This window comes from Mesorhizobium sp. LCM 4576 (genome assembly GCF_001854815.1).
Taxonomy (GTDB): Bacteria; Pseudomonadota; Alphaproteobacteria; order Rhizobiales; family Rhizobiaceae; genus Mesorhizobium; species Mesorhizobium plurifarium.
This window is the reverse complement of the sequence record NZ_MDDT01000022.1, coordinates 35,296-59,310: the sequence shown is the minus strand read 5'-3', so window position 1 is coordinate 59,310 and position 24,015 is coordinate 35,296. Positions and strand designations below refer to the sequence as shown.

The window sequence follows — 24,015 nt, the reverse complement described above, 5'->3', positions numbered from 1 at the left end:
ATGCCCAGGCGTACCATGATCGAGGCCATCCGCGACGCCATGGACGTGTCGATGGGGCGCGACGAACGCGTCATCGTCTATGGCGAGGATGTCGGGTTCTTCGGCGGCGTCTTCCGCGCCACGCAAGGCCTGCAGGCCAAATACGGCAAGAGCCGCTGCTTCGATGCGCCGATCAGCGAATCCGGCATCGTCGGTTCGGCCATCGGCATGGCAGCCTACGGGTTGAAACCCTGTGTCGAGGTGCAGTTTGCCGACTATGTTTATCCGGCCTACGACCAGATCGTGTCCGAGGCGGCGCGGTTGCGTTACCGCTCGAACGGCGACTTCACCTGCCCGATCGTGGTGCGCATGCCGACCGGCGGCGGCATTTTCGGCGGCCAGACGCACAGCCAGAGCCCCGAAGCGCTGTTCACCCATGTCTCCGGCCTGAAGGTGATCGTGCCCTCCAATCCRTATGACGCCAAGGGGCTGCTGATCGCGGCGATCGAGGATCCGGACCCGGYCATCTTCCTCGAGCCGAAGCGGCTCTATAACGGCCCATTCGACGGCCACCACGACAAGCCGGTGACGCCTTGGTCGAAGCATGAGCTCGGCRAGGTCGCCGATGGCCATTACACGATCCCGGTCGGCAAGGCGGCGATCCGCCGGCCGGGATCGGCGGTCACCGTGCTCGCCTACGGCACGATGGTCTATGTGGCGCAGGCCGCGGCCGAGGAGACCGGCATCGACGCCGAGGTGATCGATCTCAGGACGCTTCTGCCGCTCGACCTCGACACGATCGTCGCCTCGGTGAGGAAGACCGGCCGCTGCGTCGTCGTGCATGAGGCGACGCTGACCTCCGGCTTCGGCGCCGAGCTGGTTTCGCTGGTGCAGGAGAACTGCTTCTACCATCTGGAAGCGCCGGTGGCACGGGTCGCCGGCTGGGACACGCCCTACCCGCATGCGCAGGAGTGGGACTATTTCCCCGGCCCGGCGCGGGTCGGGCGCGCGCTTATCGAGACATTGGAAGCTTAGAGGGGGAGGCCTGAGATGGGCGAACACGTCATCAAGCTTCCCGATGTCGGCGAAGGCGTCGCCGAGRCCGAGCTCGTCGAATGGCATGTCAAGGTCGGTGACCTCGTGCGCGAGGACACGGTTCTCGCCGCCGTCATGACCGACAAGGCGACCGTCGAGATCCCGTCGCCGGTCGACGGCGAGATCCTTTGGCTCGGCGCCGAGATCGGCGACACGGTGGCGATCGGCTCGCCGATCGTGCGGCTGAAGGTGGCCGGCGAAGGCAATGTGAAAGCGGGTGGCGGCGACGCGCCGAAGGCCGAGGCTACCGCCAAGTCGGCCGGGCCGAAAGCGGAAGCTCAGCCGAGCACGCCGAAGCCCGCACCAAAGCCAGCCGATCCGCCGGCTAAGGTTTCGCCAGCCGCCGCGCCGCAGGCCGCGCGCCCCGCCTCCGTCTCCGGCGCGCCGCGCGCGGAAGGCGAGAAGCCGCTGGCCTCGCCCGCCGTCCGCTTGCGGGCGAAGGAAGCCGGCATCGACCTGCGCCAGGTGCCGGGCAGCGGCCCGGCCGGTCGCATCAGCCATGAGGACATCGACGCGTTCGTCGCGCGCGGACCGCAGCTTACCCGCGCCACCGGGCTTGCCCGGAAGGACGGTGTCGAGGACATCAAGGTCGTGGGGCTCAGGCGCAAGATCGCCGAAAAGATGTCGTTGGCGAAGGCGCGCATTCCGCACATCACCTATGTCGAGGAGATCGACGTCACTTCATTGGAGGAATTGCGCGCGACGCTGAACAAGGACAAGCGTGGAGATCGCCCGAAGCTGACGCTGCTGCCCTTCCTGATGCGGGCGATGGTCAAGGCGATCGCCGAGCAGCCCAACCTCAACGCGCTGTTCGATGACGAGGCCGGCATCATCCACCAGCATGAGGGCATCCATATCGGTATCGCCGCGCAGACGCCCAACGGGCTGGTGGTGCCGGTGGTTAAACATGCCGAGGCGCGCGACCTGTGGGATAGTGCTGTGGAAGTCAACCGGCTGGCCGACGCCGCCAAGGCCGGCACGGCGAGCCGCGAGGAGCTTTCCGGCTCGACCATCACCATCACCTCGCTCGGCGCCATGGGCGGCGTGGCGACCACGCCGGTCATCAACTATCCGGAAGTGGYGATCGTCGGCGTCAACAAGATCATGGTGCGGCCGGYGTGGGACGGCACGCAGTTCATCCCGCGCAAGATGATGAACCTGTCGTCCAGCTTCRACCACCGCGTCATCGACGGCTGGGATGCGGCGGTGTTCGTGCAGCGGATCAAGGCGCTGCTGGAGACGCCGGCGCTGATCTTTGTGGATTAGAGGGGGCGTGACGATGGAGATGTCGGCGGGACAGCGCCCCCCTCTGCCTTGCCAGGCATCTCCCCCACAAGGGGGGAGATTGGCCGTCACGCCGGCTTTCGCCAATCACCAGCGCTCCCGGAATGAGCGAGGCGCCGAAGCTTCTAATCTCCCCCCTCGTGGGGGAGATGTCCGGCAGGACAGAGGGGGGCGCGAAGGATCTCGACGGAACGTTTCCTCGGATCGAAGGGTCACGTCATGAAAGAAATCTCCTGCAAGCTGCTCGTCATCGGCGCCGGGCCGGGTGGTTATGTCTGCGCCATCCGTGCCGGACAGCTCGGCGTCGACACGGTGATCGTCGAGGCCGGAAAGCCGGGCGGCACGTGCCTCAATGTCGGCTGCATTCCGTCCAAGGCGCTGATCCATGCGGCGGAGGAATTCGAGAAGATCGCGCATATCGCCGGTGGCAAGGATCCGCTCGGCATCAAGGTCGCCGCGCCGACCCTGGAACTCGCGAAAACCGTCGCCTGGAAGGACAGTATCGTTAGCCGGCTCAACAGCGGTGTTGCCGGGCTGCTGAAAAAAGCCAAGGTCAAGACCGTGCAGGGCTGGGCAACCTTCCGGGACGGCAAGACGGTCGAGGTCGAAACCGAGACCGGCACGCAAGTGATCCGTGCCGAAACGGTGGTGATCGCCACCGGCTCGGCGCCAGTCGAGCTGCCGTTCCTGCCTTTCGGCGGCCCGGTGATCTCGTCGACCGAGGCGCTGGCGCTCGGCGAAGTGCCGAAGAAGCTCGCGGTCGTCGGCGGCGGCTATATCGGGCTCGAGCTGGGCATGGCCTTTGCCAAAATGGGCGCCAAGGTCACCGTGGTCGAAGCGCTGCCGCGCGTGCTTTCGCAATATGACGCGGAGCTGACGAGGCCGGTGCTCAAACGTCTTGGCGAGCTCGGCGTCGAGGTGATGACCGGGGCCAAGGCCAAGGGGTTGTCGACCCAGGGACAGGCGGGCAAGGGCGATGCGCTGCTGGTCGAGACATCGGACGGCAAGAGCRCCAAGGTCGCCGCTGACAAGATTCTGGTCACGGTCGGCCGCAAACCGCTGACCGAAGGCTGGGGTTTGGAGCAGATCGACCTCGACAAAGCGGGAAAATTCATCCGCATCGACGACCAGTGCCRCACCTCGATGCGCGGCATTTATGCCATCGGCGACGTCACCGGCGAGCCGATGCTGGCGCACCGCGCCATGGCGCAGGGCGAGATGGTGGCCGAGATCGTCGCCGGCCATAAAAGAAGCTGGGACAAGCGCGCCATTCCGGCGATCTGCTTCACCGATCCCGAGCTGGTCACCGCGGGCCTGTCACCGGACGAAGCGAAGGCGCTCGCCGGCGAGATCAAGATCGGCCAGTTCCCCTTCGCCGCCAACGGCCGGGCGATGACGAAGYAGGGCGAGGACGGGTTTGTCCGCGTGGTTGCTCGCGCGGACAATCATCTGGTGCTGGGCATTCAGGCGGTCGGGCAAGGCGTATCGGAACTGTCGGCGGCGTTCGGCCTGGCGCTGGAGATGGGCGCGCGGCTGGAGGATATCGCCGGCACCATCCATGCGCATCCGACGCAKGGCGAGGGATTCCAGGAAGCGGCGCTGAAGGCGCTCGGACATGCGCTGCATGTTTAGGTTGCATATCGGATCGCGCTGGTGTCTTTGCGCGACATGGACCTGAAAAAGTACATTGCGATCCGATACAATGCGCCGACCGGCTTCAAGCCAAGCCAATGGAATGGGACCGGCCGGGCCAATCTCGATCCCGTCTGGTTGGTCGAGCGTCTGGCGCTGTTCGACACTTATTGCGCGCCGTCATTGGAAAGCCAGACGATGYGAGACTTTACCGTGCTGGTCGCGTTCGACGCCGATACGCATGAGAATTACATGCGCATGGTCTGCGACTGCGTCGCCGAGGTCGACGTCCGGYCGGTCCTTGTAAAGCCGGGCGAAGGACATAATGAGCGGTTCAATGCGTTCGTCCAAGCCGACACGGACGCCGCGTTCGTCTGCGTCGCGCGGCTGGACAGTGACGATGCGCTGGCGCYCGACTTCATGGAGCGGGTTGACCACTATGCGCGCAGAGAGATCGCCAGGGRCACGGTCGGCGAACAGCCACTCTACATCGCCTTCCCGCAGGGACAGAATTTCGACGTGGCGACGGGTCGCTACACCCAGCACGATTACGTCACGTCGGCATTCGGTGCCCTGGTCGAAACGAGATCACCAGCGATGAAAGGCGTCTACAGCGACCATCATCAAAAGATGTCGGCCCGCTACAACACCGTCGTGGCGAGCGCCCATGGCGCCCAATGGTGCATCGTCGTGCATGACAACAACGTCGCCAATGTCCTCAGGGGCAAGYCGATAGATATGCCTTCCTTCGTGGTGGGCCGGCACGGCCTTTCTCCCAGGCTGCCGGCGGTCACCGTCGCGCAGCGCGAAGCGGCTACGTTGGTTGGAAGAACCGCGAAAGCCCCGCGGACCTTGGGAAACCTCATGCGGTTTATCTCAGGTCAGCCGCTGATCCTGCGCAAACAGTAGCCAGCCGCGGGCGTCCATTGCCCGAGGAAGGGCGCAGCTCAGCTCGCCARCCGGCTCACCATCTCGTGCTGGGCGTAGGCGCGGCCGAAGCGGTTGGCGAGGAAGGCGTCGAGGGCGATGTCTTCCTGGCGCACGAAGCCCTTGGACGGCAGCGAGCCGTCGGYCAGCATGTCGAGCACGGCRCAGATGCCGGAGGCGGTGGTGATCTGGATGGCGCTGCGCACGAGGTTGCCGACGCGCTGCGAATAGATCTTGTTGGCGTAGGTCTCCTGCAGCAGGCGACCGTTGCGGYGGCCCGAGACGGTGACGAAGACGATGACCACGTCCTGGAGCGTCGACGGCAGGGCGCTTTCAAAGATATCCTTCAGCACGTCGCGGCGGTGGCGGAGCCCGAGGTCGTTGAGCAGCGCCTTCATGATCGCGGCGTGGCCGGGGTAGCGGATGGTGCGGTAGTTCAGCGTGCRCACCTTGCCCTTCAGCGTCTCGGCCAAGGTGCCGAGGCCGCCCGAGGTGTTGAAGGCCTCGTAGGTAACGCCGTCGAGCGAGAACTCCTCGCGCTCTTCCAGCGGCGGCACTTCGATAAGCTCGCCCTCGACGATCGCCTCGCAGGGCTCGCAATATTCGTTGATGACGCCGTCGGTGCTCCAGGTCAGGTTGTAGTTCAGCGCGTTGGACGGATATTGCGGCAGCGCGCCGACGCGCATGCGCACGCTTTCCAGCGTGTCGAAACGGCTGGCGAGATCGTTGGCGACGATCGAGATGAAGCCCGGCGCCAGGCCGCATTGCGGAATGAAAGCGCTGTTGGCGTCGCGCGCCAGTTCCTTGACGCGGCGGGTCGAGACCACGTCCTCAGTGAGGTCGAGATAGTGCACGCCGGTGGCAGCGGCAGCCTCGGCAATGCGCGTGGTGAGGTGGAAGGGCGCGGCGCTCAGCACGGCGAACTTGCCGGCAAGGATCCTTTCCAGTTCGCCGGCGGCGGCGATATCGAGTYCCTGCGTCGCGACGCCAGCCGGCAATTCGGCGGCGACGAGCTGGGCGGCCGAGCGGTCGACGAGCGTGACGCAATAGTCGCCCGTGGCGCTCAGCATTTCGGCAATGGTCGAGCCGATCTTGCCGGCGCCGACGACAACGATGTTCTTCATGATCAATTCCCCGCAATTTCGATTTGGGCCAATTCGGCGGGAATCATCGCAGCTTGCCTGTCGAAAGAAAGCGTGAAATCTGGCAATATGAAGCTGAAGTTTGAGCGATTTGCCGAAAGGTTTCGTTGGAATGATCACTGAAGCCGAACAGGCCCTGCTCACCTTGCTGCGCGCCAATGCGCGGGCCTCCACCGCCGAGCTCGCCAGACAGCTCGGCGTGTCGCGCACCACGGTGCAGAGCCGCATCGAGCGGCTGGAGCAGCGCGGCATCATCACGGGCTATGGCGTTCGGCTGTCGCCCGACTACGAGCAAGGGCTGGTCAAGGCGCATGTGCTGCTCACGGTCACGCCGAAGCTCGCCGACAAGGTGGTGCGCGCCCTGGAGGCGATGCCGCCGGTGCGTACCGTGCATTCGGTGAGCGGCAATTTCGACATGATCGTCATCGTCGACGCGCCGTCGATCCGTGATCTCGACGCGCTGCTCGACAGGATCGGAGCGATGGATGGGGTGGAGCGGACGTCATCGTCGATCATTCTGTCGACGCGGGTGGATCGGTGAGGGGGCAGCCGCTCATTTCCAAGCGCTGGCGCGAGGCCCCCCTCTCTGTCCTGCCGGACATCTCCCCCTCAAGGGGGGAGATTGGCAGTTTCCGCGCCGGCGCTCCCCTTGCAACGGTGGCGATTAGCGAAAGCCGGCGTGACATCTAATCTCCCCCTTGAGGGGGAGATGCCCGGCAGGGCAGAGAGGGGGCGAAGGAACACGACGCCTCTGGTTTTCCCCTAAGCCCTCCTCCTCTCCGGCCCCTCGTCCAGCCAGGCCACATCCTCCGGCGTCAACTTGATATCAAGCGCCTTGAGGCTGTCCTCCAGCTCGTCCAGCGTGCGCGGGCCGATCAGCGGGACCGAGGGGAAGGGCTGGGCCAAGACATAGGCCAGCGCGACGTGGATCGGGCTCTTGCCGAGCTTGCGCRCCAACTCGATGGCGCGGTCGCGGCGGGCAAAATTCTTTTCCGAATACCAGACCCGCACCAGCTCTTCATTGTCGGTTCGGTCGCGGCCGGCGCGCTCGGTGAAGAAGCCGCGGCCCTGGCTCGACCAGGCGAAGTTCGGCATCTGCATGGCCGCCAGCCAGGCCTTCCACGCATCCGTCGAGGAAGTCACGCAGCCGGCCCAGATCGGCTCCAGCATCTCGGCCAGCGAGAAATTGTTGGAGAGCGCGCCGGGCTTCTGCCTGCCGTTCTTCTCGGCATAGGCAATAGCCTCGTCCATGCGCTCCATCGTCCAGTTGGAGCCGCCGAACAGGCCGCGGATGCGGCCGGCCTTGGCCTCTGCGTCCATCGCGTCGACGAATTCGCCGACCGGCACGTCCGGATTGTCGCGGTGCATGAAATAGATGTCGACATGATCGGTCCGCAGCCGGTCGAGCGACTGTGCCAGTTGCTTAGCGATAACGTCGGGATAGCAGAGCGGCGAATGCGCGCCCTTGGCGATGATCACCGATTTTTCGCGCACGCCGCGATTGGCGAGCCACTGGCCAAGCAGCGTCTCGGTGTAGCCGGCGCCATAGACAAAGCCGGTGTCGAACAGATTGCCGCMGGCCTCGAAATAGGCGTCGAGCAGGATCGAGCCGGAGGAGAAGCTGCGGAAATCCTCGAAGCCGAGCGCCAAAAGCGAAACGGGTTTCGGCAGGCCGGGAATGGCGCGCTTGGCGATAGCCTTRCCATCGGTGCGCAGCGGCCGRCCGGAGAGCGTGGTGACCCGCTTAGCCGGCTTTTCGATCTCGTATTCGAGGCCGACGGCGGCGCGCCATCTATCGAGTACGCGCAGCGTTCCGAGGCTGTCGGCCCAGGACATGCCCGGCCAGGCGAATTCCTGCCGCCCGGCCAGGATCGCCTCGCCGGCGGCATCGACCTCGAAGGAATAGAGGTGGCGGGTTTCGTCGAGGCCGATCACCTCGTGAGCCGCCCCGGACCGGATCACCTCGATCCGGCCCGGTCCGACATCGCGGTTGCCACCGGCGAACCAGAAGTCGGGCACCTCGATCCGGCCCTTGGTGCCGAAAATGCGCAGCACATTGTCCTGGTCGAGCGAGATGCTGCAGGAGACTTCGGCGACGATGCCGCCAGGGAAATGCAGCAGCGCCGAGGACCATTCGTCGACACCGGACTGGCCGAGATGGGCGGCGCCCACGACCTTGTCGGGCTCAGCGAAAGGCTGGCCGATCGCGGCGCCCGCGAGCAACCGCGCCATCGACACCGGATAGCCGCCGACATCAAGGATCCCGCCGCCGGCAAGGTCGTTGGCGTAGAGCCGGTGCTCGGGCATGAAGCCCGGCATGGYGAAACCGAAGCTCGACTTGATCATGCGGACCTCGCCGATGGCGCCGGAGCGGATCAGCTCGACCAGTTGCAGCGTCTGCGGGTGCAGCCGGTACATGAAGGCCTCGCCAAGGAACGTGCCGGCCTTGCGCGCGGCGTGCATCATGGCGTCGGCTTCGAAGGCGGTGAGCGCCAACGGCTTCTCGCATAGGACATGCTTGCCGGCCTCGGCCGCCTTGATCGCCCATTCGGCATGGCCGGGATGCGGGATCGAAATGTAGACGGCGTCAACGTTGGGATCGGCGAGCAGCGCCTCATAGCCGTCGAGGATGCGCGCGCCCGGAAAGGTTTCGGCGAGGCCCGGCTTGGCGGGATTGCGGGCGCCGAGCGCCACCAGCTCGCCGGTGCGCGACCCCGCCACGCCGCCGGCAAAGGATTTTGCGATGCTGCCGGGGCCGAGAATGCCCCAGCGGATTTTTCCAGTTGTCATGTCGAATTCTCCATGGGTCGCCGCCACGCCTTGGGGATCGGGCGGAAATGAAAGTCAGCGGATCCTCGCGCCCGCCTTGTCGAAAAGCAGCGCGCGTTCCGCCTTGATCGAAACGGTGAAATGATCGCCGCTGGCGCGCTGCCGCGAGGCCTCGCGCTCGACGATCAGCTCCTCGGGCCCGGCATTGGCGTAGACATAGCTCACGGATCCCAGATGCTCGGCGACGTCGGCCTTGACCGGAATGTYGCAATCGCCTTCGCCGGCCTCGAAGAAATGCTCCGGCCTGACGCCGAGCACCACCTCGGCGCCGACGGCTGGAAAGGCTTCGCAAAGCGGTTTGCGCAGCCTGGCGCCGCCGTGATTGACAAGCTCGATGATCGCGGCGCTGTTCGACGTGTCGACGACCTTGGCGCTGAGAAAATTCATCTTCGGCGAGCCGATGAAGCCGGCTACGAATCGGTTGGCCGGGTCGTCATAAAGGTCGAGCGGCGCGCCGATCTGTTCGACATTGCCGGCCTTCARCACGACGATGCGGTCGGCCAATGTCATCGCCTCGGTCTGGTCGTGCGTCACATAGATCATGGTGACGCCGAGCTCCTTGTGCAGGYGAGAGATCTCGACCCGCATCTGGACTCTCAGCTCGGCGTCCAAGTTCGAGAGCGGTTCGTCGAAGAGAAAAACCTGCGGCTCGCGCACGATGGCGCGGCCGATGGYGACGCGCTGGCGCTGGCCGCCGGACAATTGCTTCGGCCGCCGCTGCATCAATTCGTCGATGCGCAGGATCTCGGCCGYGCGCTTCACACGGCGCTCGGTGTCGGCCTTCGGATTGCCGTTCATGCGGAGTCCGAAGGAGAGGTTCTGTTCCACCGTCATATGCGGGTAGAGCGCGTAGGACTGGAACACCATGGCGATGCCGCGGTCGGCCGCCTCAACATCGTTCATCACCTTGCCGCCGATGGCGATGTCGCCGCCGCTGATGTCCTCCAGCCCGGCGATCATTCTGAGAAGCGTGGACTTGCCGCAGCCGGAGGGGCCGACGAAGACGACGAACTCGCCGTCGGCGACGTCGATGTTCGCGCCGTGCACGACCTCGAAGTTGCCGAAGCGTTTTATGACATTGGTGAGGGTGACGGCCGCCATTGCGCTCCTTCCTACTTGACCGCGCCGGCGGCGATGCCGGCGATGAAATGGCGCTGCAACAGCACGAAGACGATGAGCATCGRCACGGTCAGCATCACCGCTCCGGCCATGATGCCGCCCCAGGACACTTTGGTCAGGCCGATCAGGGTGCCCAGCGCCACCGGCGCCGTCATCGCGCCCGGCTGGCTGTTGATCAAAAGCGGCCAGAGATAGTTGTTCCACGAGGCGAGGAAGAGGATGATCGCAAGCGCCGCCAGCATTGGGCGGGCCAGCGGCAGCGCCACGAACAGGAAGATCCGCCATTCCTTGACGCCCTCGACGCGCGCCGCGTCGAACAATTCGGCTGGCATCATCGAGAAAGCCTGGCGCATGAAGAGCACGCCCAGCGAATTGAACAGCGGCGGCACGATCAGCGCGATCCAGGTGTTGGCGAGCGCGAAGTCGCGCGCCACCATGATGAATTGCGGGATGAGCACCACCGCATAGGGAAGCGTGATGGTGCCGAAGATGATGGCGACCACCGCGCCTTTGCCGTGGAACTCGTAGCGCGCCAGCGCCCAGCCGGCCATCGAGGTGAGCAGCACCGAAAGCACCGTGTAGGTCACCGCCACCGAGACCGAGATGCCGATGGCGCCGATGAAATTGGTGTCGCGCTGCAGATTGGCGACATTGTCGAGGAAATTGTCGTGCGGCAGAAGCTCGATGCCGGGGCTGAAGATGCCGTTGTCGGGCATGGTGGAGAACACCACCATCATCCACAGCGGGAACAGCCAGACCAGCGCCAGCGGCGTCAGGAAAAGATGGAGCAGGACGCTGCGCCCGAGCCGTCTTTGCGAACGCGAGGTCATTTCGGCTCTCTCGTCAGCCAGAGCTGCACCAAAGTGATGGCGATCGCCAGGCCCGCCATGGTGTAGGCGACGGCCGAGGCGTAGCCGAAATTGAGCGACCGGAAACCCTGGCGGTAGAGCAGCAGCCCCAGCGTCTCGGTGCCGCCGCCCGGCCCGCCGCGCTCGGTGATCAGGAAGGGCTCGGTGAAGAGCTGCATGGTGCCGATGATCGACAGCACGGCGCAGAAGACGATGACGGGCTTGAGCAACGGAAGCGTGATGTAGAAGAACTGCCTTAGTTTGCTGACACGGTCGAGCGTCGCCGCCTCGTAGACGTCCTCCGGGATCGACTGCAGGCCGGCCAGGATGATGATGGCGTTGTAGCCGGCCCAGCGCCAGGTGACCGCGATCATGATCAGCGCCATGGCCGGCGTGACGTTGGAGAACCAGTCGATCTTGGCCAGGCCGACGCTCTCCAGGAGCTTGTTGACGATGCCGAAATCGAGGCTGAACATCAGCCGGAACACGGCCGAATAGGCGACCTCGCCGACCACCACCGGAGCGAAGAAGGCGAAGCGATAGAGGCCGCGCRCCTTGAGCAATGGCGAGTTCAGAAGCACCGCCRTGACGATCGCCAGCGCAATCATCACCGGCACCTGGATGACCAGGATCAGCAGCGTGTTCTTCAGCGCGTTGTAGAAGGCGGGGTCGCCGACCAGGCGGCCCCAGTTGAACGTCGGCGCGAAGCGCCAGGGCACGGTGCGCGTCGCCTKGAAGGAGATCAGGAAGGACGAGATGATCGGCCAGATCCAGAAGATGGCGAAGATCAGGAGATAGGGCGTGAGGAAGCGGTACGCGGTGGCGTTCTRTGTGCGCATTGGCTTCCTCCTTTCCCTATCTTTCCCTTCTCCCCTTGCCGGAGAAGGTGGCCGCGAAGCGGCCGGATGAGGGGTGTTCCAGCTTGGCAACGACGGCAATCCGTCCAACACCCCTCATCCGTCTTGGCGCTGCGCGCCAATCCACCTTCTCCCACAAGGGGAGAAGGGGAGGCGGTGCTTACTTAACCGGCAAACCTGTCGCGGCGGCGATCTGCTTGGCGGCGTCGTCGAGCGCGGCCTTGGCGTCGGGGTAGCCGTTGGCCAGGTATTTGGTCTGCACGGCGCGCAGGATGATCTCGGCGTCGCTCTGGAATTGCGTGCCCCGGCTCGGCACCACCTTGGGGAGCGTCGCCAGGATATCCTTCCAGACAGGCTGGTCGCCCCAATAGGGCTGCGGCTGCGCGACGTAAGGATCCTCGAGCGCCGAGATCAGCGACGGCACCAGGCCGAAATCCTTCAGCATGGTGATCTGGCCCTCATTGGTCTCCAGCGTGTATTTCAGATAGGCGTAAGCCGCCTCCTTGTTCTTCGAGGCCGAGGTGATGRCCAAGGACGAGCCGCCGAGATTGGCGGCGCGTGGGCCGTCGGCGGTCAGGCTCGGCATCAGGTAGACGCCCCATTTGCCGCTTTCCTTCGGCGATTCGGTGCGGATCGTGCCCTCATACCAGCCGCCATAGACCTGGCTGGCGACGGTGCCGGCGGTGTTGTTGGTGATCTTGGTCGACCAGTCGGCCGACGAGACGATGCCGGCGTCCTTCATCTCCTTGACCTTGGTCATGGCGTCGACGCATTTCGGCTCGGCCACGGTGATCGACTGGCCGTCCTCGGCGAAATAGCCGCAGCCCTGCTCGTTGGAGATCATGCGGAAGAATTCGGTGTCGCCGTTGAAATCGGCATTGGTCATCGAGACGCCCGGATTGGCGGCCTGGATCTTCTTGCCGGCGGCGATGAAATCGTCCCAGGTCTTGATCGAAGCCGGGTCGACGCCGGCCTTCTCGTAGAAGTCGCGGCGATAGAAGACGGCGACCGGGCCGGAATCCCAGGGCATGGCATAGGCCTTGTCGCCGACTTCGAGCTCGGTGCGCTTGAAGTCGGGGAATTTCTTCTGGTCTTCCGCCGTGTAGCCCAGCGTGTGCAGGTCGACGAAGCAGTCGGGGAACTGGCTCCAGTAGTTCTCCGCCTCGCCGTTCTCGATCGAGACGATGTCGGGCAGGCCGACGCCGCCGGCGGCGCAGCCGGCGATCGACTTGTCGTAGGTCGGCTGGTTGCCGAGGTCCTGAACGGTGACCTTGATGTCGGGGTATTTCTTGTTGAAGCCCTCGATCGTCGCCTTCAGCGACGAGGCGGCGATGTTCCAGCTCCAGATGGTGATCTCGCCGGACTGCGCCAGGGCCGGGCCGGAACCCAGGGCAAGCATAAGCGCGGCGCAGGTCAGTGTAGTGCGCATTGAAATCCTCCCATTTCATTTGCTCTCTCACTGTGAGCGTGGCTAGACTATGCGGCGCGGAAGGCTTGTCCCCGTCGAAGGGAATAAGAAGTTGGCGGAAAGTAAGATGCCGGAGCGTCCGTTCTACCAGCCCGGCGCGAGCAGCGTCGAAGGACTGCCGCTCATGCTGCAGATGTTCCACAACCACCCGCTGGTGATGCTGAAGYCGCATTGGCACGCCCAGGTGGAAGTGAACTTCATCGTCCGGGGATCGGTGCATTACCGCATGRCCGAGCACGAGATCGCGCTCTCGGCCGGCGAGATGTGCCTGTTCTGGGGCGGCCTGCCGCACCAGATGGACGACCTCTCCGACGACGCGATCTATGCCGGCGCGCATCTGCCTCTGGTGCATTTCTTCCGCCTGCATCTGCCGGCCGACATACGCCACCGGCTGATGACCGGCGCGACGCTGGTGACCGACGCCACCGACCAGTCGGACAACGACAATTTCAAGCGCTGGAACGAATATGCGCGCTCGGGCGATCCGGCCAGGGCCGAGCACGCCGTCAACGAGCTGCTGCTGCGGCTCGAGCGGGTGCGTTTCGAGCCTTACCGGCTGGTGCCGGAAAGGCTGGCCGGGCAAGGCGCCGGCAATGCCTTCGACCAGCAGTCCTCGCGCAATGTCGGGCGCATGTGCGATTTCATCGCCGAGAATTTCCTCTACGACATCGACTGCGTGACGATCGCCGCGGCCGCCGACATCCATCCCAAATACGCGATGAGCCTGTTCAAGAAATCGACCGGCATGACGCTCAACGAATATGTCAACCTTTTGCGCCTGAGCTACGCGCAGGCGCTGTTGATGCATGAGGACGCCAATGTGCTGAGGGTCGCCATGGAATCGGGCTTCGGTTCGCTCAGCGCCTTCAACAAATCGTTCCGCAAGCTCGCCGGCATGTCGCCCTCCGATTTCCGCCGGGCGGCCGCCGCGCGGTAGCGGATCATCAGGCGGACGCGACGGCCGGAAAGCTGACGGTGACGCCGAGACCCGGATTGCGGTCCTCGAGCACTATCTCGGCGCCATGCAGGTCGGCCACCGCCTTGACAAGGCTCAGGCCCAGGCCGCTGCCCGGCGTCGTGCGGCTGGCATCGAGCCGGTAGAGCCGGCGGAACACCTTTTCGCGCTCCTCGGCGGGGATGCCCGGGCCATTGTCGCGGACGTGAATGAGGACGTGGCCGCCTCCGCCGGTCACCGACAGCTCGATCGCGGTGCCCGGCGGGCAATGCCTGAGCGCGTTCTCGACCAGATTGGCCAGCATCTGCATGAGCAGGTCGCGGTCGCCGTGCACATACCATTTCGCATCCGGAACGATCATCGTGGACAGGGACTTGCCGTCATCCTCGGCGACATCGGCATAGACTTCGCCGATGGTCTCGACGACCGGCCCGACATCGAGATCGACGAAGCGCGCCTTGCGGGCGCCGGCCTCGATCTGGGCGATGCGAAGAAGCGCGTCGAACGTGGTGTTGATCTGCTGGCTTTCGGCGCGGGCGTCGGTCAGCTCGGTCGAGACGTCCTCACCCGACACCGTCTTGTCGGCGGCGGATTCCAGGATCATCTGCAGCCGGTTGAGCGGCGTCTTGAGATCATGGGCGATGTTGGCGCTCACTTCGCGCATGCCGTCGACCAGGGCCGACAGGCGCTCGAGCGCCGCATTCACTTGGGCGGAGACGGCGTCGATGTCGTCGCCATTGCCGATCAGCGGGATGCGCGCGCCGAGCCGGCCATGCGAGACGTCGACCATGGTGCTGGCGATGCCGTCGAGGCGCCGCTGGACCCGCGAGGCAAGCACCGCGCCGCCGCCGATCGCCAGGACGGTGATGAAGAGCGTCGCCCAGCCGAAGCTCATCAACACAATCCTTTCGAGATCCTCGGTTTCCGAAAGCGAGAAGGCGACCGTCAGATTGTTGTCGCCGACCGTGCCTGAGTAGGCRCGGTATTCGGTGCCTGGCGGCACACCCGGCAAGTTGGCAGCGAACATCGAAAAGCCGTCCGGCAGGCCGGCGGCGGCGAAATCCCCGGCGAGGCCGTTGCCGTTCCGATCGGTGAGGGAAAAGATCTCGTCCTTGTCCTGGCTGAACTGGGCATGGTCCCTGACGGTGGAGACGAGATCCTCCTCGTCGCTCTCGGCATGGGTCGCGGCGATGAGGGAGTAGGTCTCCTTGATCGACTGGTCGAGCTGCTTGGCAAGYGAGGCGCTCATCAGTTGATAGACGACCGCGCCGGACAGGATGAAGGCAAGCAGGAACAGGAAGGCGAAGGTCAGCGCCAGCCTGAACGGCGTGCTGCGCAACAGGCGGGAGCGGGCCTCGCTCATCCCAAACTCATGACCGGCGACGCGCCGATCCCGGAGCCGCGCATGCGTTCAAACCTCCTGCGGCAATTCCAGGAGAAGCGCATAGCGGTTTTCCTCCGGAATTGCGGGAAAACAGAGAGTTAGAGCAGGTCGGCGAATCTATCAAATGCCGAACCGCTTCAAGCCGGAACATGGAGGCTGTAGCCGGTGTTGCGCACGGTGTGGATCAGCGGCACGTCGAAGGGCCTGTCGACCTTGGCCCTGAGCCGGCTGATATGCGTCTCGACGACGCTGGTCTTGGGGTCGAAATGAAAATCCCAGACGCGCTCCAACAACATGGTGCGGGTGATGACGCGGCCTTCGCCGCGCATAAGCACTTCGAGCAGGCTGAACTCGCGCGGCTGCAGGTCGATCGGCTGGCCCCGCCGGGTCWCGCGGCGCTGGATCAGGTCCATCTCGAGATCGGCGACGCRCAGCGCCGTCTTCTGCTCCTGCGCCGCCGGCCGGCGGCCGAGCGCGTTTATGCGGGCAAGCAGTTCGGAAAAGGCGAAGGGCTTGACCAGATAGTCGTCGCCGCCGGCTTCCAGGCCCTCGACGCGGTCGTCGACGCCGCCGATCGAAGTCAGGAAAATGGCAGGCGTGCGGATGCCGGCGGCACGCACCGCCTTGATCATCGACAGGCCGTCGAGGCCGGGCACCATGYGGTCGGCGACGATCACGTCATAGGCGTTGCGGGTCGCGGCGAAGAGGCCGTCATGGCCGTCGCGCAGCAAATCGCAGACATGGCCGGCCTCGGTCAGTCCCCTGACGATATAGTCGGCGGTTCTCGGATCGTCCTCAACAAGCAGAAGTCGCATCGCCCCGTGCTGTCCTTGCCGCCTCAACCTGACCGGCATGGTAGCGCCGGCTGCGGCTTTTTCCAGGCCGGCCTCTGTGTCCTCGTTTGCTCTAGATCGTGATGGCGTTTCGTTGAATCGCCCTCACGATCTAACTCTTTGTTGGAGCATGATCTTTCTCCGAAAACCGGTTCCCACTTTTCGGGATCATGCTCTAACCATCTGTTTTTACGCGTTGCCGGAGCGAAGACCGCTACACATTTTTGCGAGAGCCGTTTTAGCGACAAGCACGACGCGGTTGCCGCCCCCAACGATCGCGATGGRCATTCCGGCCAATCTCCAACGCATGCCGCCAGCCAACGCAAACAGAGCCGACGGTCAAAATCCCTGTGCAGCGCTTTCAATCGAGCAGGGCCTGTTCGTCCTCGTCGATCAGCCTCTTCAGCGTCATATAGAGAACGATGACCACGATGCAGCCGAGGAAGGCCAGGCTGGTGAAGGTGGTGCCGAAGCCCATGCCGCCATATTCCGCCGGCTGCGAAAGCAGGTCGCCGAAGGAGGCGCCGAACGGCYGGGTGAGGATATAGGCGAGCCAGAAGGCGAGGATGCCGTTGAGGCCAAGGAAGAACCACGCAAGCGCGATCGCCGCGATCACGCCGCCGAAGATGAGGCCGGTGGTGAGATAGCCGAGGTCGAAGCGCTCGGCCATCAGATCGCCGGCCGCTGTGCCGAGCGAGAAGGTGAAGAGGATCGCCAGCCAGTAGAAGATCTCGCGCCTGGTGGTGAAGATGGTGTGGATCGACAGGGTCCTTTYGCTGGCGTACCAGGCGATGAAAGTCAGCGCCAAGACGACCGAGAAGACGATGGTCGTCGTCTCCAGCCGCACCCCGAAATTGTCGACGAGATTGTCGGTGACCAGGGTGCCGACGATGCTGATCAGCGCGACCGCCAGCCAATAGGCCCAGGGCACGTAGCGCTTCTGCGCGAATTGCAGRGCGAGCGCGACAATCAGAATGCCGGTCATGATGAGCGACGTGACCGTGAGGCCGAGGCCGAGATTGACGGCGAGATAATCGGCCGCCGTCTCGCCCATGGTCACCGCCATGACCTTGATCAGCCAGAAATCGAGAGTGACGTCCGGGACCCGGTTCAGCTCGGAGTTGTATTCGTCGATTGCCGTGATCATGGCGATGGCTGTTGTCCTGTAAGGGCCGGTCGTCGGCGCTCTGTTCAAGCCGACAACCGGTGGCAATCAGCCTAGGGATGGGAATTCACCGCAGCCTGTCCGCGCGCTTACAAATTCGTAAGGTCGGCCAAAAACACTGGACGGGCCTCGTCAGCGCGGAGCGGAAGGGCTAGAGAAGCCTCGGTGTCCCCGTCGGCACCGGAGCGGTGAGAAAGAATGGCCTACACGTCCCTCAAATCGGCGCCGAAAGCGTTCGACCAGCACAAGCGCCTGATCGTCGTTCAGGTGGCCGCCGTGCTCGCCCTGATCCTGCTTCTGTTCAGCAAGCCGGCGCTGGCCGAAGGCTCGGACGGGCACGAGATCGTCGAGACGATCGGCTTCGCGATGGTGCTGATCTGTTTCCTCGGCCGGCTGTGGAGCATCCTCTTCGTCGGCGGCAGGAAGAATGACGAGCTGATCGTCTCCGGTCCGTTCTCGATGACCCGGAACCCGCTCTACTTCTTCTCGACCGTCGGCGCGGCCGGCATCGGGCTGATGTTCGGCTCGGTGCTRGCGGCCGCAATGCTCGGCCTGGCGAGCTTCCTTGTCTTCCGCTTCACCGCGCGCAAGGAGGCCGAGTACCTCGCCGGCAAATTCGGCGCGGTCTACGCGGCCTATGCCGAACGCACGCCGTCCTTCTGGCCGAATCCGCTGCTTTACCGCGACGAGGCGCAGTGGCTGTTTTCGACGAGCGCGCTGCGGAACACGTTCCGCGACGGGCTCTATTTCCTGGCTTTGTTCCCGATCATCGAGGCGGTGGAATATTTCCGCCTCAGCGGGGACCTGCCGACGCTTTTCACGGTCTATTAGTTGCGCGGCGCGGATTTGACCGGCGGCTATGTTTGCCGGCAAGCGGCATGCGTTGGAGATTGGCTGAGGCGCTTGTCCGGTCGTCATTCTATGGCGGAGCAAGGAGCGGAGCGACGCGCGCCGACCATAGAATCCATTCCGTGACTTGGAAGCGTTGCCGCGGTGCAGAATTCTGCGCCGTTGCGCCCGTCGATCAAGGTAACGGCATGGATTCCAGGGTCTTCGCGACGGAGCTGCGCTCCTGCTTCGCCCTTGAATGACGAGGTTGGGAGGCTCCAGCCAATCCCCGGCGCTTGCGCTGATTTCCAGAAGTTGCCTTGGTCCAGCGCGCCCTGTCGTGCGCTCCGCTTCGCGTCGCTCCGCCCGTGGATGACGAGGTTCAACCCCRGTCAGCGCGCCTTGTCGCGCGCCGCGCGACGGGTGCTTTCCAGAAGAATTGCCAGGCAGCCGGCGAGAAGCAGGACGCCGCCGACGAGCGGCGGYAGCGCCAATAGCTTCACCGCGGCGGCGATCAGCGCGATCAGGATCAGCGCCAGCAACGCCAGGCTGCCGTCGTCGACGAACATGCCGATCAGCCCCTTGAAGACGAGACGAATCACGCTCATCGAGCAACTCCTTCGGCAGGCGCCGGGTAAGCGCCGCGCAGCCAGCGAACGATGGCGAAGGACGCGGCGGCAATGACGGCGAAGATGGCGAGCAGAGCGAGGTCGGCTCCCGGCCATTCGGCGCCGAGGCCCTCGCCGGTCCAGAACACGCCGAAACTGGTCAGCATCAACCCGACCACGAATTTCAGCGCATTCTCGGGCACGCGCGCCAAGGGCCGGTGCACGGCGAGACCGATCAGCATCACCAGCACGAAGGCCGCCAGCGCGCCGAAGCCGGCATAGAGCGTCTGGCCATGCGYGGCGCCGACGGCAATGACGATGAACACCACTTCGACGCCCTCGAGCAGCACCGCCTTGAACGACGCGACGGCCGCCAGATAGTCGGCGCGACGGTCGGCGGCTTGTTGACGAAGCTCCGCAGTCTCCTTGGAGAAGGCCTGCTCCTCGTCATGCAGCGCAATCACGCCGACGCTGCGCAGGATCGCCTTGCGCAGCCAGCGCATGCCGAACAGGATCAAAAGCACGCCGACCACGAATTGCAGGACGGTGATCRGGACGAGCGCCAGCAGCGGCCCAAAAACCAGCACCAGGGCCGCCAGCAAGGCAAGCGCCAGCGCCGCGCCCGTCAGCGCCGGGCGCCAGCTGCGCGTCACGCCGACGGCAAGCACGATGGTGAAGGCTTCGACGACCTCGACGAAGGACGCCAGGAAAGAAGCCGTCACGGTGGACAATATGGGTGTCAGGCCATGCATCAAAGCATCCTATAGTTCGGAATCATCAGTTGGCGAGAACGATACAGCGCTYGGGTGGCAGCGAGAACGCCAAGTATGAGCCCATCCGTTCCGCGGGAAGCGAAGGGCGGACCGAACATTTCGAGGAACTCATTGACGGTCTGTATCCATTCGGTGTCCGTTGTATCGCGGCGCTGGCCTGGCTATCTGCTGGAGCAACAAGAAGTTTAAGCGGCCGATGGGCCGCTCCAGCAGGAATGGAGCCATGAAGAAGATCGGATTTCTGTCGTTCGGGCATTGGTCGCCCTCGCCGCAATCGGGMACGCGCTCGGGCGCCGACGCGCTGCTRCAGTCGATCGACCTTGCGGTCGCGGCCGAGGAACTCGGCGCCGACGGCGCCTATTATCGCGTCCACCATTTCGCCCGGCAGCTCGCCTCGCCCTTCCCGCTGCTTGCCGYGGCGGGCGCCAAGACCCGGCGTATCGAGCTCGGCACCGCCGTCATCGACATGCGCTACGAGAACCCGCTCTACATGGCCGAGGACGCGGGTGCTGCCGACCTCATCGCCGGCGGGCGTTTGCAGCTCGGCATCAGCCGCGGCTCGCCCGAGCAGGTGATCGATGGCTGGCGCTATTTCGGCTACGTGCCGGAAGAGGGCAAGACCGACGCCGACATGGCGCGCCGRCACGCCGAGATCTTCCTCGACCTGTTGCGCGGCGAAKGTTTCGCCCAGCCCAATCCGCGGCCGATGTTCCCCAACCCRCCCGGCCTGCTCAGGCTGGAACCCTTCTCGGACGGCTTGCGCGAGCGCATCTGGTGGGGCGCAGCGACCGACGCCACCGCGGTGTGGGCGGCCAAGCTCGGCATGAACCTGCAGAGCTCGACGCTGAAATTCGACGAGAGCGGCGAGCCGCTGCATGTCCAGCAGGCCAAGCAGATAAGGGCTTACCGCGCCGCCTGGAAGGAAGCCGGCCACACGCGGGAGCCGCGCGTCTCGGTCAGCCGCAGCATCTTCGCCATCGTCAACGACATGGACCGCGCATATTTCGGCGGCAGCGAGGGCGAGGACCATTTCGGCTATATCGAGCCGGAGAAGCGCGCCGTGTTCGGCCGCACCTATGCCGCCGAGCCGGACAAGCTGGTCGAGCAGCTGAGAGAGGACGAGGCGATCGCCGAGGCCGACACGCTGCTGCTCACCGTGCCCAATCAGCTCGGCGTCGACTACAACGCCCATGTCATCGAGTCGATCCTGAAGCATGTCGCACCGGCGTTGGGCTGGCGGTGACGAGCAAAGTTAGGGAAGGCGCCGCGTGCCTTCCCTACGAGCTTACCTTCAGCCCCACCACGCCCAGGATCGTCACCGCCGCGAAGGTGAGCCRCACGGCGTCGGTGCTTTCGCCGAAGAACACGATGCCGGCGACCAAGGAGCCGACGGCGCCGATGCCGGTCCATACGGCATAGGCGGTGCCTAGCGGCAGGACGGTCAGCGCCTTGGTCAAAAGCGCGATGAAGACGACCAGGAGCACCAGCGAGACCACCGCCCAGAGCGGCTCGGTGAACCCGGCCGATTTCTTGGTCGCGAGCGCCCAGGCGACGTCGGTGATGCCGGAGATGACGAGAAACAGCCAGGCCAGCGACGGGCTCATGCGAGCCTCGCGGCGAAATCGGCGGCCAGGCGCCGCAACTCGGCCTCGGCTCGCCTGACACCGGCTTCCACCGCTTCGGGCTGGCCGATGGTCGGCGAGACATGGACGATCGACGCATCTTTCAGGCCGATAAAGGCAAGCGCGGTGCGCAGATAGGGTGTCGCCAGATCCGGGCGTCCGTAGCTGGGACCTTCGGTGAAGTCGCCGGAGGTCGCCATCAGCACGGCGGTCGGCCGCGCGCTGAGCAGCGGCGCGTAGCCGGTCGCCGGGTTAAAGGAGAAGCTCAGGCCCGGCTGCGTGACCAGGTCGAACAGATGCTTCAGTCGGTAAGGGACGCCGAGATTCCACATCGGCGTCGAGATCAGGACAGCGTCTGCCGCGTCGAGCCTTGCCACATAGTGGCCGATCAGCGTCCAGGCGCGGCTCTGCGCGTCTGTCTGCGGCATGCCGGAAAGCCTGGCGTATTTGGCGTCAATCGCAGCGCCGTCGAAGCTCGGCAGGATGGCGGTCCAGATGTTGAAGTGGTCGACTTCCACCTTCGGCAGCCGCTCTTTCAGCTGCCCGAGGAAATTGTCGGCGGCTTTGCTCGACCAGGAACGGTCGGCGCGTGGCGAGGCCTCGATATGCAGGATGCAGCTCATGTGTTCTCCCGAGCAGGCTGGTTCGTCTCCGGAGCGCGATATATATTCGCGGCAATGCGAGCGCATTGAGCAATTCTGTTATTCTCATTCGCATGGATGCGAAAATGATCGACTATGACGATGTGCGGCTGGTGGCGGCGATCGCGGCGGCGGGCGGGGTGCGCGGTGCGCAGGTGAGGCTCGGCACTCATATCGCGACGATCTACCGGCAACTGAGGGAGCTGGAGAAGCGCACCGRCGGCACGCTGTTCGAGCGTCTCGGCGACGCGCTCGTGCCGACCGGCAGGGCGGAGCCCTTCCTCGATGCGGCGGAGGAGCTGCGCGACCGACTTGCCGAGGTCGAGCGGCGCGTGGCGGCGCAGGACGACCGGTTGGTCGGGCCGCTCAATGTGACGACCGCCGATACGCTGCTCGACATCGCCTGCGCCTGCCTGAAAGCCTTCGGCGAGGCCCATCGCGGCATCGCTCTGTCGCTGGAGGTGAACAACAGCTTCGCCGATCTCGGCCGGCGCGAGGCCGACGTCGCCATTCGTCCGACGCTGACGCCGCCCGAGATGCTGGTCGGCCGGCGCGTGGCGCGGTTTTCCTACGCCGTCTATACGGGGAATAAATCGTCGGAAGGATGGATCGGCTTCGACGCGCCCCTGTCCGCCCTGCCGGCGGCGCGGTGGCTGAAGGCGAATGTGCGGGAGGACGAGATCCGGCTGAGGGTCAACAGCCTCACGGCGGCTGCGGCCGCCGCCGAGGCCGGCTGGGGCAAAGCGCTGCTGCCGGATTATCTCGGCGCGGCGCGGCGGTTGTCGCGCGTCAGCGAAACGGTCGAAGAACTCGCCTCGGAGCTGTGGGTGCTCTATCACCCGGACCTGAAAGGCAATCCAAGAGTGCGGGCGTTCAGTGACTTTTCGGCCAAGTGGCTGAAGATGCGGCTGAACGCGGCCGACCCTCCAACCGGCGGCCCTCGCTGATATTGACACTTGGCAAATTCCGGCTCTACCTTGGCGCGTAATCGGTTACGTAACCGATTACGGCTCAATCAAGTGGAGGAGACTAATGAGCAAGATTTCGAACACGCACGGGCTTGGCCCGCTCTCGCGGCGCGAGTTCCTGAAGACCAGCGCCTTGGCTGCCGGCGCGCTGGCTCTGCCGCTCGGTCCGGCCTTTGCCGCCGACAAGCCGAAGGTCGGGCTGGTGATGAAGTCGCTGGCCAACGAGTTCTTCAAGCAGATGCAGGCCGGGGCGGAGGAGTATGCGGCGAAGAACAAGGACAAGTTCGATTTCGCCGCCGTCGGCATGAAGGACGAGCGCGACTTCGCCGCCMAGGTCGACGCGATCGAGAACTTCATCACCCAGAACTACAACATCATCGTCGTGGCGCCGGCCGATTCAAAGGCCATGGTCACGCCGATCGCCAAGGCGCTGAAGGCCGGCATCAAGGTCATCAACATCGACGTGGCGCTCGACACCGRGGCCAAGAAGAAGGCCGGCATCGACCTTGCCTTCTTCGGCCCGGACAACCGCGCCGGCRCCAAGCTCGCCGGCGATGCGCTCGGCAAGGCGCTGGGCAAGGGCGGCAAGGTCGTCATCCTCGAAGGCAACCCGGAAGCCGACAACGCCAAGGAGCGCAAGCTTGGCTTCGACGATTCGGTGAAGGAGTACGGCCTCGACCTGCTCGATTCCAAGACCGCGCATTGGGAGACCGAGGAAGCCAACACGCTGATGACCAACTTCCTCACCCAGCATCCCGACATCCAGGGCGTGATGGCGGCGAACGATTCGATGGCGCTCGGCGTCGTCAAGGCGATCGACGCGGCCGGCAAGTCGGGCCAGATCAAGGTCGTCGGCTTCGACAATATCCYGGCCGTCGGCCCGCTCTTGAAGAGCGGCAAGATGCTGGCCACGGTCGAGCAGTATGGCGCGCAGATGGCGGCCATGGGCATCGACTACGGCCTGCGCGAGCTTRCCGGCGAGAAATTCTCCGGCTGGGTCAAGACCGATATCAAGCTGATCACCGCATAGGCGAGTTGGGCGCCGGCGCTCCCTTCCG

Annotated in this window: 23 protein-coding genes; 10 read left to right on the top strand and 13 right to left on the bottom strand. The window is 64.7% G+C overall.

Features of this window, described 5'->3' with window-relative positions:
- The 4 genes from LCM4576_RS12560 to LCM4576_RS12545 all read left to right on the top strand — a co-directional run bounded on the left by LCM4576_RS12560 (position 1) and on the right by LCM4576_RS12545 (position 4,899).
- Positions 1 to 1,014, top strand: a complete 1,014-nt coding sequence (locus LCM4576_RS12560) for an alpha-ketoacid dehydrogenase subunit beta (protein WP_071032381.1) — start codon at positions 1 to 3, stop codon at positions 1,012 to 1,014.
- A 15-nt stretch (positions 1,015 to 1,029) separates the two neighbouring features.
- The gene (locus LCM4576_RS12555) at positions 1,030 to 2,340 is read left to right on the top strand and encodes a dihydrolipoamide acetyltransferase family protein (protein WP_071032380.1); all 1,311 of its coding nucleotides are present in this window, start codon (positions 1,030 to 1,032) and stop codon (positions 2,338 to 2,340) included.
- A 237-nt stretch (positions 2,341 to 2,577) separates the two neighbouring features.
- On the top strand, positions 2,578 to 3,990 hold the full coding sequence (gene lpdA / locus LCM4576_RS12550) for a dihydrolipoyl dehydrogenase (protein ID WP_071032379.1): 1,413 nt from the start codon (positions 2,578 to 2,580) through the stop codon (positions 3,988 to 3,990).
- Between the two features lie 21 nt (positions 3,991 to 4,011).
- Positions 4,012 to 4,899 carry a glycosyltransferase gene (locus LCM4576_RS12545; RefSeq protein ID WP_131803245.1) on the top strand — a complete coding sequence of 296 codons (888 nt, stop codon included), beginning with the start codon at positions 4,012 to 4,014 and terminating at the stop codon, positions 4,897 to 4,899.
- 38 nt (positions 4,900 to 4,937) lie between these two features.
- Here the strand turns inward: LCM4576_RS12545 and LCM4576_RS12540 are convergent, their stop codons facing one another.
- Complete coding sequence (locus LCM4576_RS12540; RefSeq protein ID WP_071032416.1) at positions 4,938 to 6,041, bottom strand: saccharopine dehydrogenase family protein; 1,104 nt, start codon at positions 6,039 to 6,041, stop codon at positions 4,938 to 4,940.
- Positions 6,042 to 6,171: 130 nt separating this feature from the next.
- Between LCM4576_RS12540 and LCM4576_RS12535 the strand changes: the two genes are divergently transcribed.
- Positions 6,172 to 6,600 carry an Lrp/AsnC family transcriptional regulator gene (locus LCM4576_RS12535; protein WP_041012382.1) on the top strand — a complete coding sequence of 143 codons (429 nt, stop codon included), beginning with the start codon at positions 6,172 to 6,174 and terminating at the stop codon, positions 6,598 to 6,600.
- Between the two features lie 221 nt (positions 6,601 to 6,821).
- Here LCM4576_RS12535 and LCM4576_RS12530 read toward each other — a convergent pair whose 3' ends face one another.
- The 5 genes from LCM4576_RS12530 to LCM4576_RS12510 all read right to left on the bottom strand — a co-directional run bounded on the left by LCM4576_RS12530 (position 6,822) and on the right by LCM4576_RS12510 (position 13,141).
- Entirely contained in the window at positions 6,822 to 8,849 is a 2,028-nt protein-coding gene (locus LCM4576_RS12530) for an aldo/keto reductase (RefSeq protein WP_071032377.1), read from the bottom strand.
- A 54-nt stretch (positions 8,850 to 8,903) separates the two neighbouring features.
- Positions 8,904 to 9,989, bottom strand: a complete 1,086-nt coding sequence (locus LCM4576_RS12525; protein WP_071032376.1) for an ABC transporter ATP-binding protein — start codon at positions 9,987 to 9,989, stop codon at positions 8,904 to 8,906.
- A gap of 11 nt (positions 9,990 to 10,000) precedes the next feature.
- A complete protein-coding gene (locus tag LCM4576_RS12520) occupies positions 10,001 to 10,837 on the bottom strand; it encodes a carbohydrate ABC transporter permease (RefSeq protein ID WP_071032375.1) in 837 nt (278 codons plus the stop codon).
- Positions 10,834 to 11,694 (bottom strand): carbohydrate ABC transporter permease, encoded by an 861-nt coding sequence (locus tag LCM4576_RS12515; RefSeq protein ID WP_071032374.1) that lies wholly within the window; start codon positions 11,692 to 11,694, stop codon positions 10,834 to 10,836. Before LCM4576_RS12515 ends, LCM4576_RS12520 begins: the two co-directional genes overlap by 4 nt.
- 178 nt (positions 11,695 to 11,872) lie before the next feature.
- Entirely contained in the window at positions 11,873 to 13,141 is a 1,269-nt protein-coding gene (locus tag LCM4576_RS12510) for an ABC transporter substrate-binding protein (RefSeq protein ID WP_071032373.1), read from the bottom strand.
- A 106-nt stretch (positions 13,142 to 13,247) separates the two neighbouring features.
- Here LCM4576_RS12510 and LCM4576_RS12505 point away from each other — a divergent pair, with 106 nt between their 5' ends.
- Complete coding sequence (locus LCM4576_RS12505) at positions 13,248 to 14,117, top strand: helix-turn-helix domain-containing protein (RefSeq protein WP_071032415.1); 870 nt, start codon at positions 13,248 to 13,250, stop codon at positions 14,115 to 14,117.
- A gap of 7 nt (positions 14,118 to 14,124) precedes the next feature.
- Here the strand turns inward: LCM4576_RS12505 and LCM4576_RS12500 are convergent, their stop codons facing one another.
- From LCM4576_RS12500 to LCM4576_RS12490, 3 genes are all read right to left on the bottom strand, one after another.
- A complete protein-coding gene (locus LCM4576_RS12500) occupies positions 14,125 to 15,498 on the bottom strand; it encodes a HAMP domain-containing sensor histidine kinase (RefSeq protein WP_071032372.1) in 1,374 nt (457 codons plus the stop codon).
- A gap of 158 nt (positions 15,499 to 15,656) precedes the next feature.
- Entirely contained in the window at positions 15,657 to 16,334 is a 678-nt protein-coding gene (locus LCM4576_RS12495) for a winged helix-turn-helix domain-containing protein (protein ID WP_071032371.1), read from the bottom strand.
- Between the two features lie 379 nt (positions 16,335 to 16,713).
- Positions 16,714 to 17,499: a hypothetical protein gene (locus LCM4576_RS12490; protein WP_071032370.1), complete on the bottom strand. Its 786-nt coding sequence runs from the start codon at positions 17,497 to 17,499 to the stop codon at positions 16,714 to 16,716.
- A 216-nt stretch (positions 17,500 to 17,715) separates the two neighbouring features.
- Here LCM4576_RS12490 and LCM4576_RS12485 point away from each other — a divergent pair, with 216 nt between their 5' ends.
- The gene (locus LCM4576_RS12485) at positions 17,716 to 18,348 is read left to right on the top strand and encodes an isoprenylcysteine carboxylmethyltransferase family protein (RefSeq protein WP_041009961.1); all 633 of its coding nucleotides are present in this window, start codon (positions 17,716 to 17,718) and stop codon (positions 18,346 to 18,348) included.
- Between the two features lie 389 nt (positions 18,349 to 18,737).
- Here LCM4576_RS12485 and LCM4576_RS12480 read toward each other — a convergent pair whose 3' ends face one another.
- Both LCM4576_RS12480 and LCM4576_RS12475 read right to left on the bottom strand, forming a co-directional pair.
- Positions 18,738 to 18,953: a hypothetical protein gene (locus LCM4576_RS12480; protein ID WP_071032369.1), complete on the bottom strand. Its 216-nt coding sequence runs from the start codon at positions 18,951 to 18,953 to the stop codon at positions 18,738 to 18,740.
- The gene (locus tag LCM4576_RS12475; protein ID WP_071032368.1) at positions 18,950 to 19,705 is read right to left on the bottom strand and encodes a COG4280 domain-containing protein; all 756 of its coding nucleotides are present in this window, start codon (positions 19,703 to 19,705) and stop codon (positions 18,950 to 18,952) included. Before LCM4576_RS12475 ends, LCM4576_RS12480 begins: the two co-directional genes overlap by 4 nt.
- 244 nt (positions 19,706 to 19,949) lie before the next feature.
- On the opposite strand from LCM4576_RS12475, the gene LCM4576_RS12470 reads away from it, so the two are divergent.
- Positions 19,950 to 20,969: an LLM class flavin-dependent oxidoreductase gene (locus LCM4576_RS12470; protein ID WP_071032414.1), complete on the top strand. Its 1,020-nt coding sequence runs from the start codon at positions 19,950 to 19,952 to the stop codon at positions 20,967 to 20,969.
- A gap of 34 nt (positions 20,970 to 21,003) precedes the next feature.
- Here LCM4576_RS12470 and LCM4576_RS12465 read toward each other — a convergent pair whose 3' ends face one another.
- Both LCM4576_RS12465 and LCM4576_RS12460 read right to left on the bottom strand, forming a co-directional pair.
- The gene (locus LCM4576_RS12465; RefSeq protein ID WP_071032367.1) at positions 21,004 to 21,330 is read right to left on the bottom strand and encodes a multidrug efflux SMR transporter; all 327 of its coding nucleotides are present in this window, start codon (positions 21,328 to 21,330) and stop codon (positions 21,004 to 21,006) included.
- Positions 21,327 to 21,971: an FMN-dependent NADH-azoreductase gene (locus tag LCM4576_RS12460; RefSeq protein WP_071032366.1), complete on the bottom strand. Its 645-nt coding sequence runs from the start codon at positions 21,969 to 21,971 to the stop codon at positions 21,327 to 21,329. The genes LCM4576_RS12465 and LCM4576_RS12460 overlap by 4 nt, the downstream gene beginning before the upstream one ends.
- A 104-nt stretch (positions 21,972 to 22,075) precedes the next feature.
- Between LCM4576_RS12460 and LCM4576_RS12455 the strand changes: the two genes are divergently transcribed.
- Together LCM4576_RS12455 and LCM4576_RS12450 are read left to right on the top strand one after the other, a co-directional pair.
- The gene (locus LCM4576_RS12455) at positions 22,076 to 22,936 is read left to right on the top strand and encodes a LysR family transcriptional regulator (RefSeq protein ID WP_198540240.1); all 861 of its coding nucleotides are present in this window, start codon (positions 22,076 to 22,078) and stop codon (positions 22,934 to 22,936) included.
- Positions 22,937 to 23,021: 85 nt separating this feature from the next.
- Entirely contained in the window at positions 23,022 to 23,987 is a 966-nt protein-coding gene (locus LCM4576_RS12450) for a sugar ABC transporter substrate-binding protein (protein WP_083361384.1), read from the top strand.
- The last annotated feature ends 28 nt before the right edge of the window (positions 23,988 to 24,015 follow it).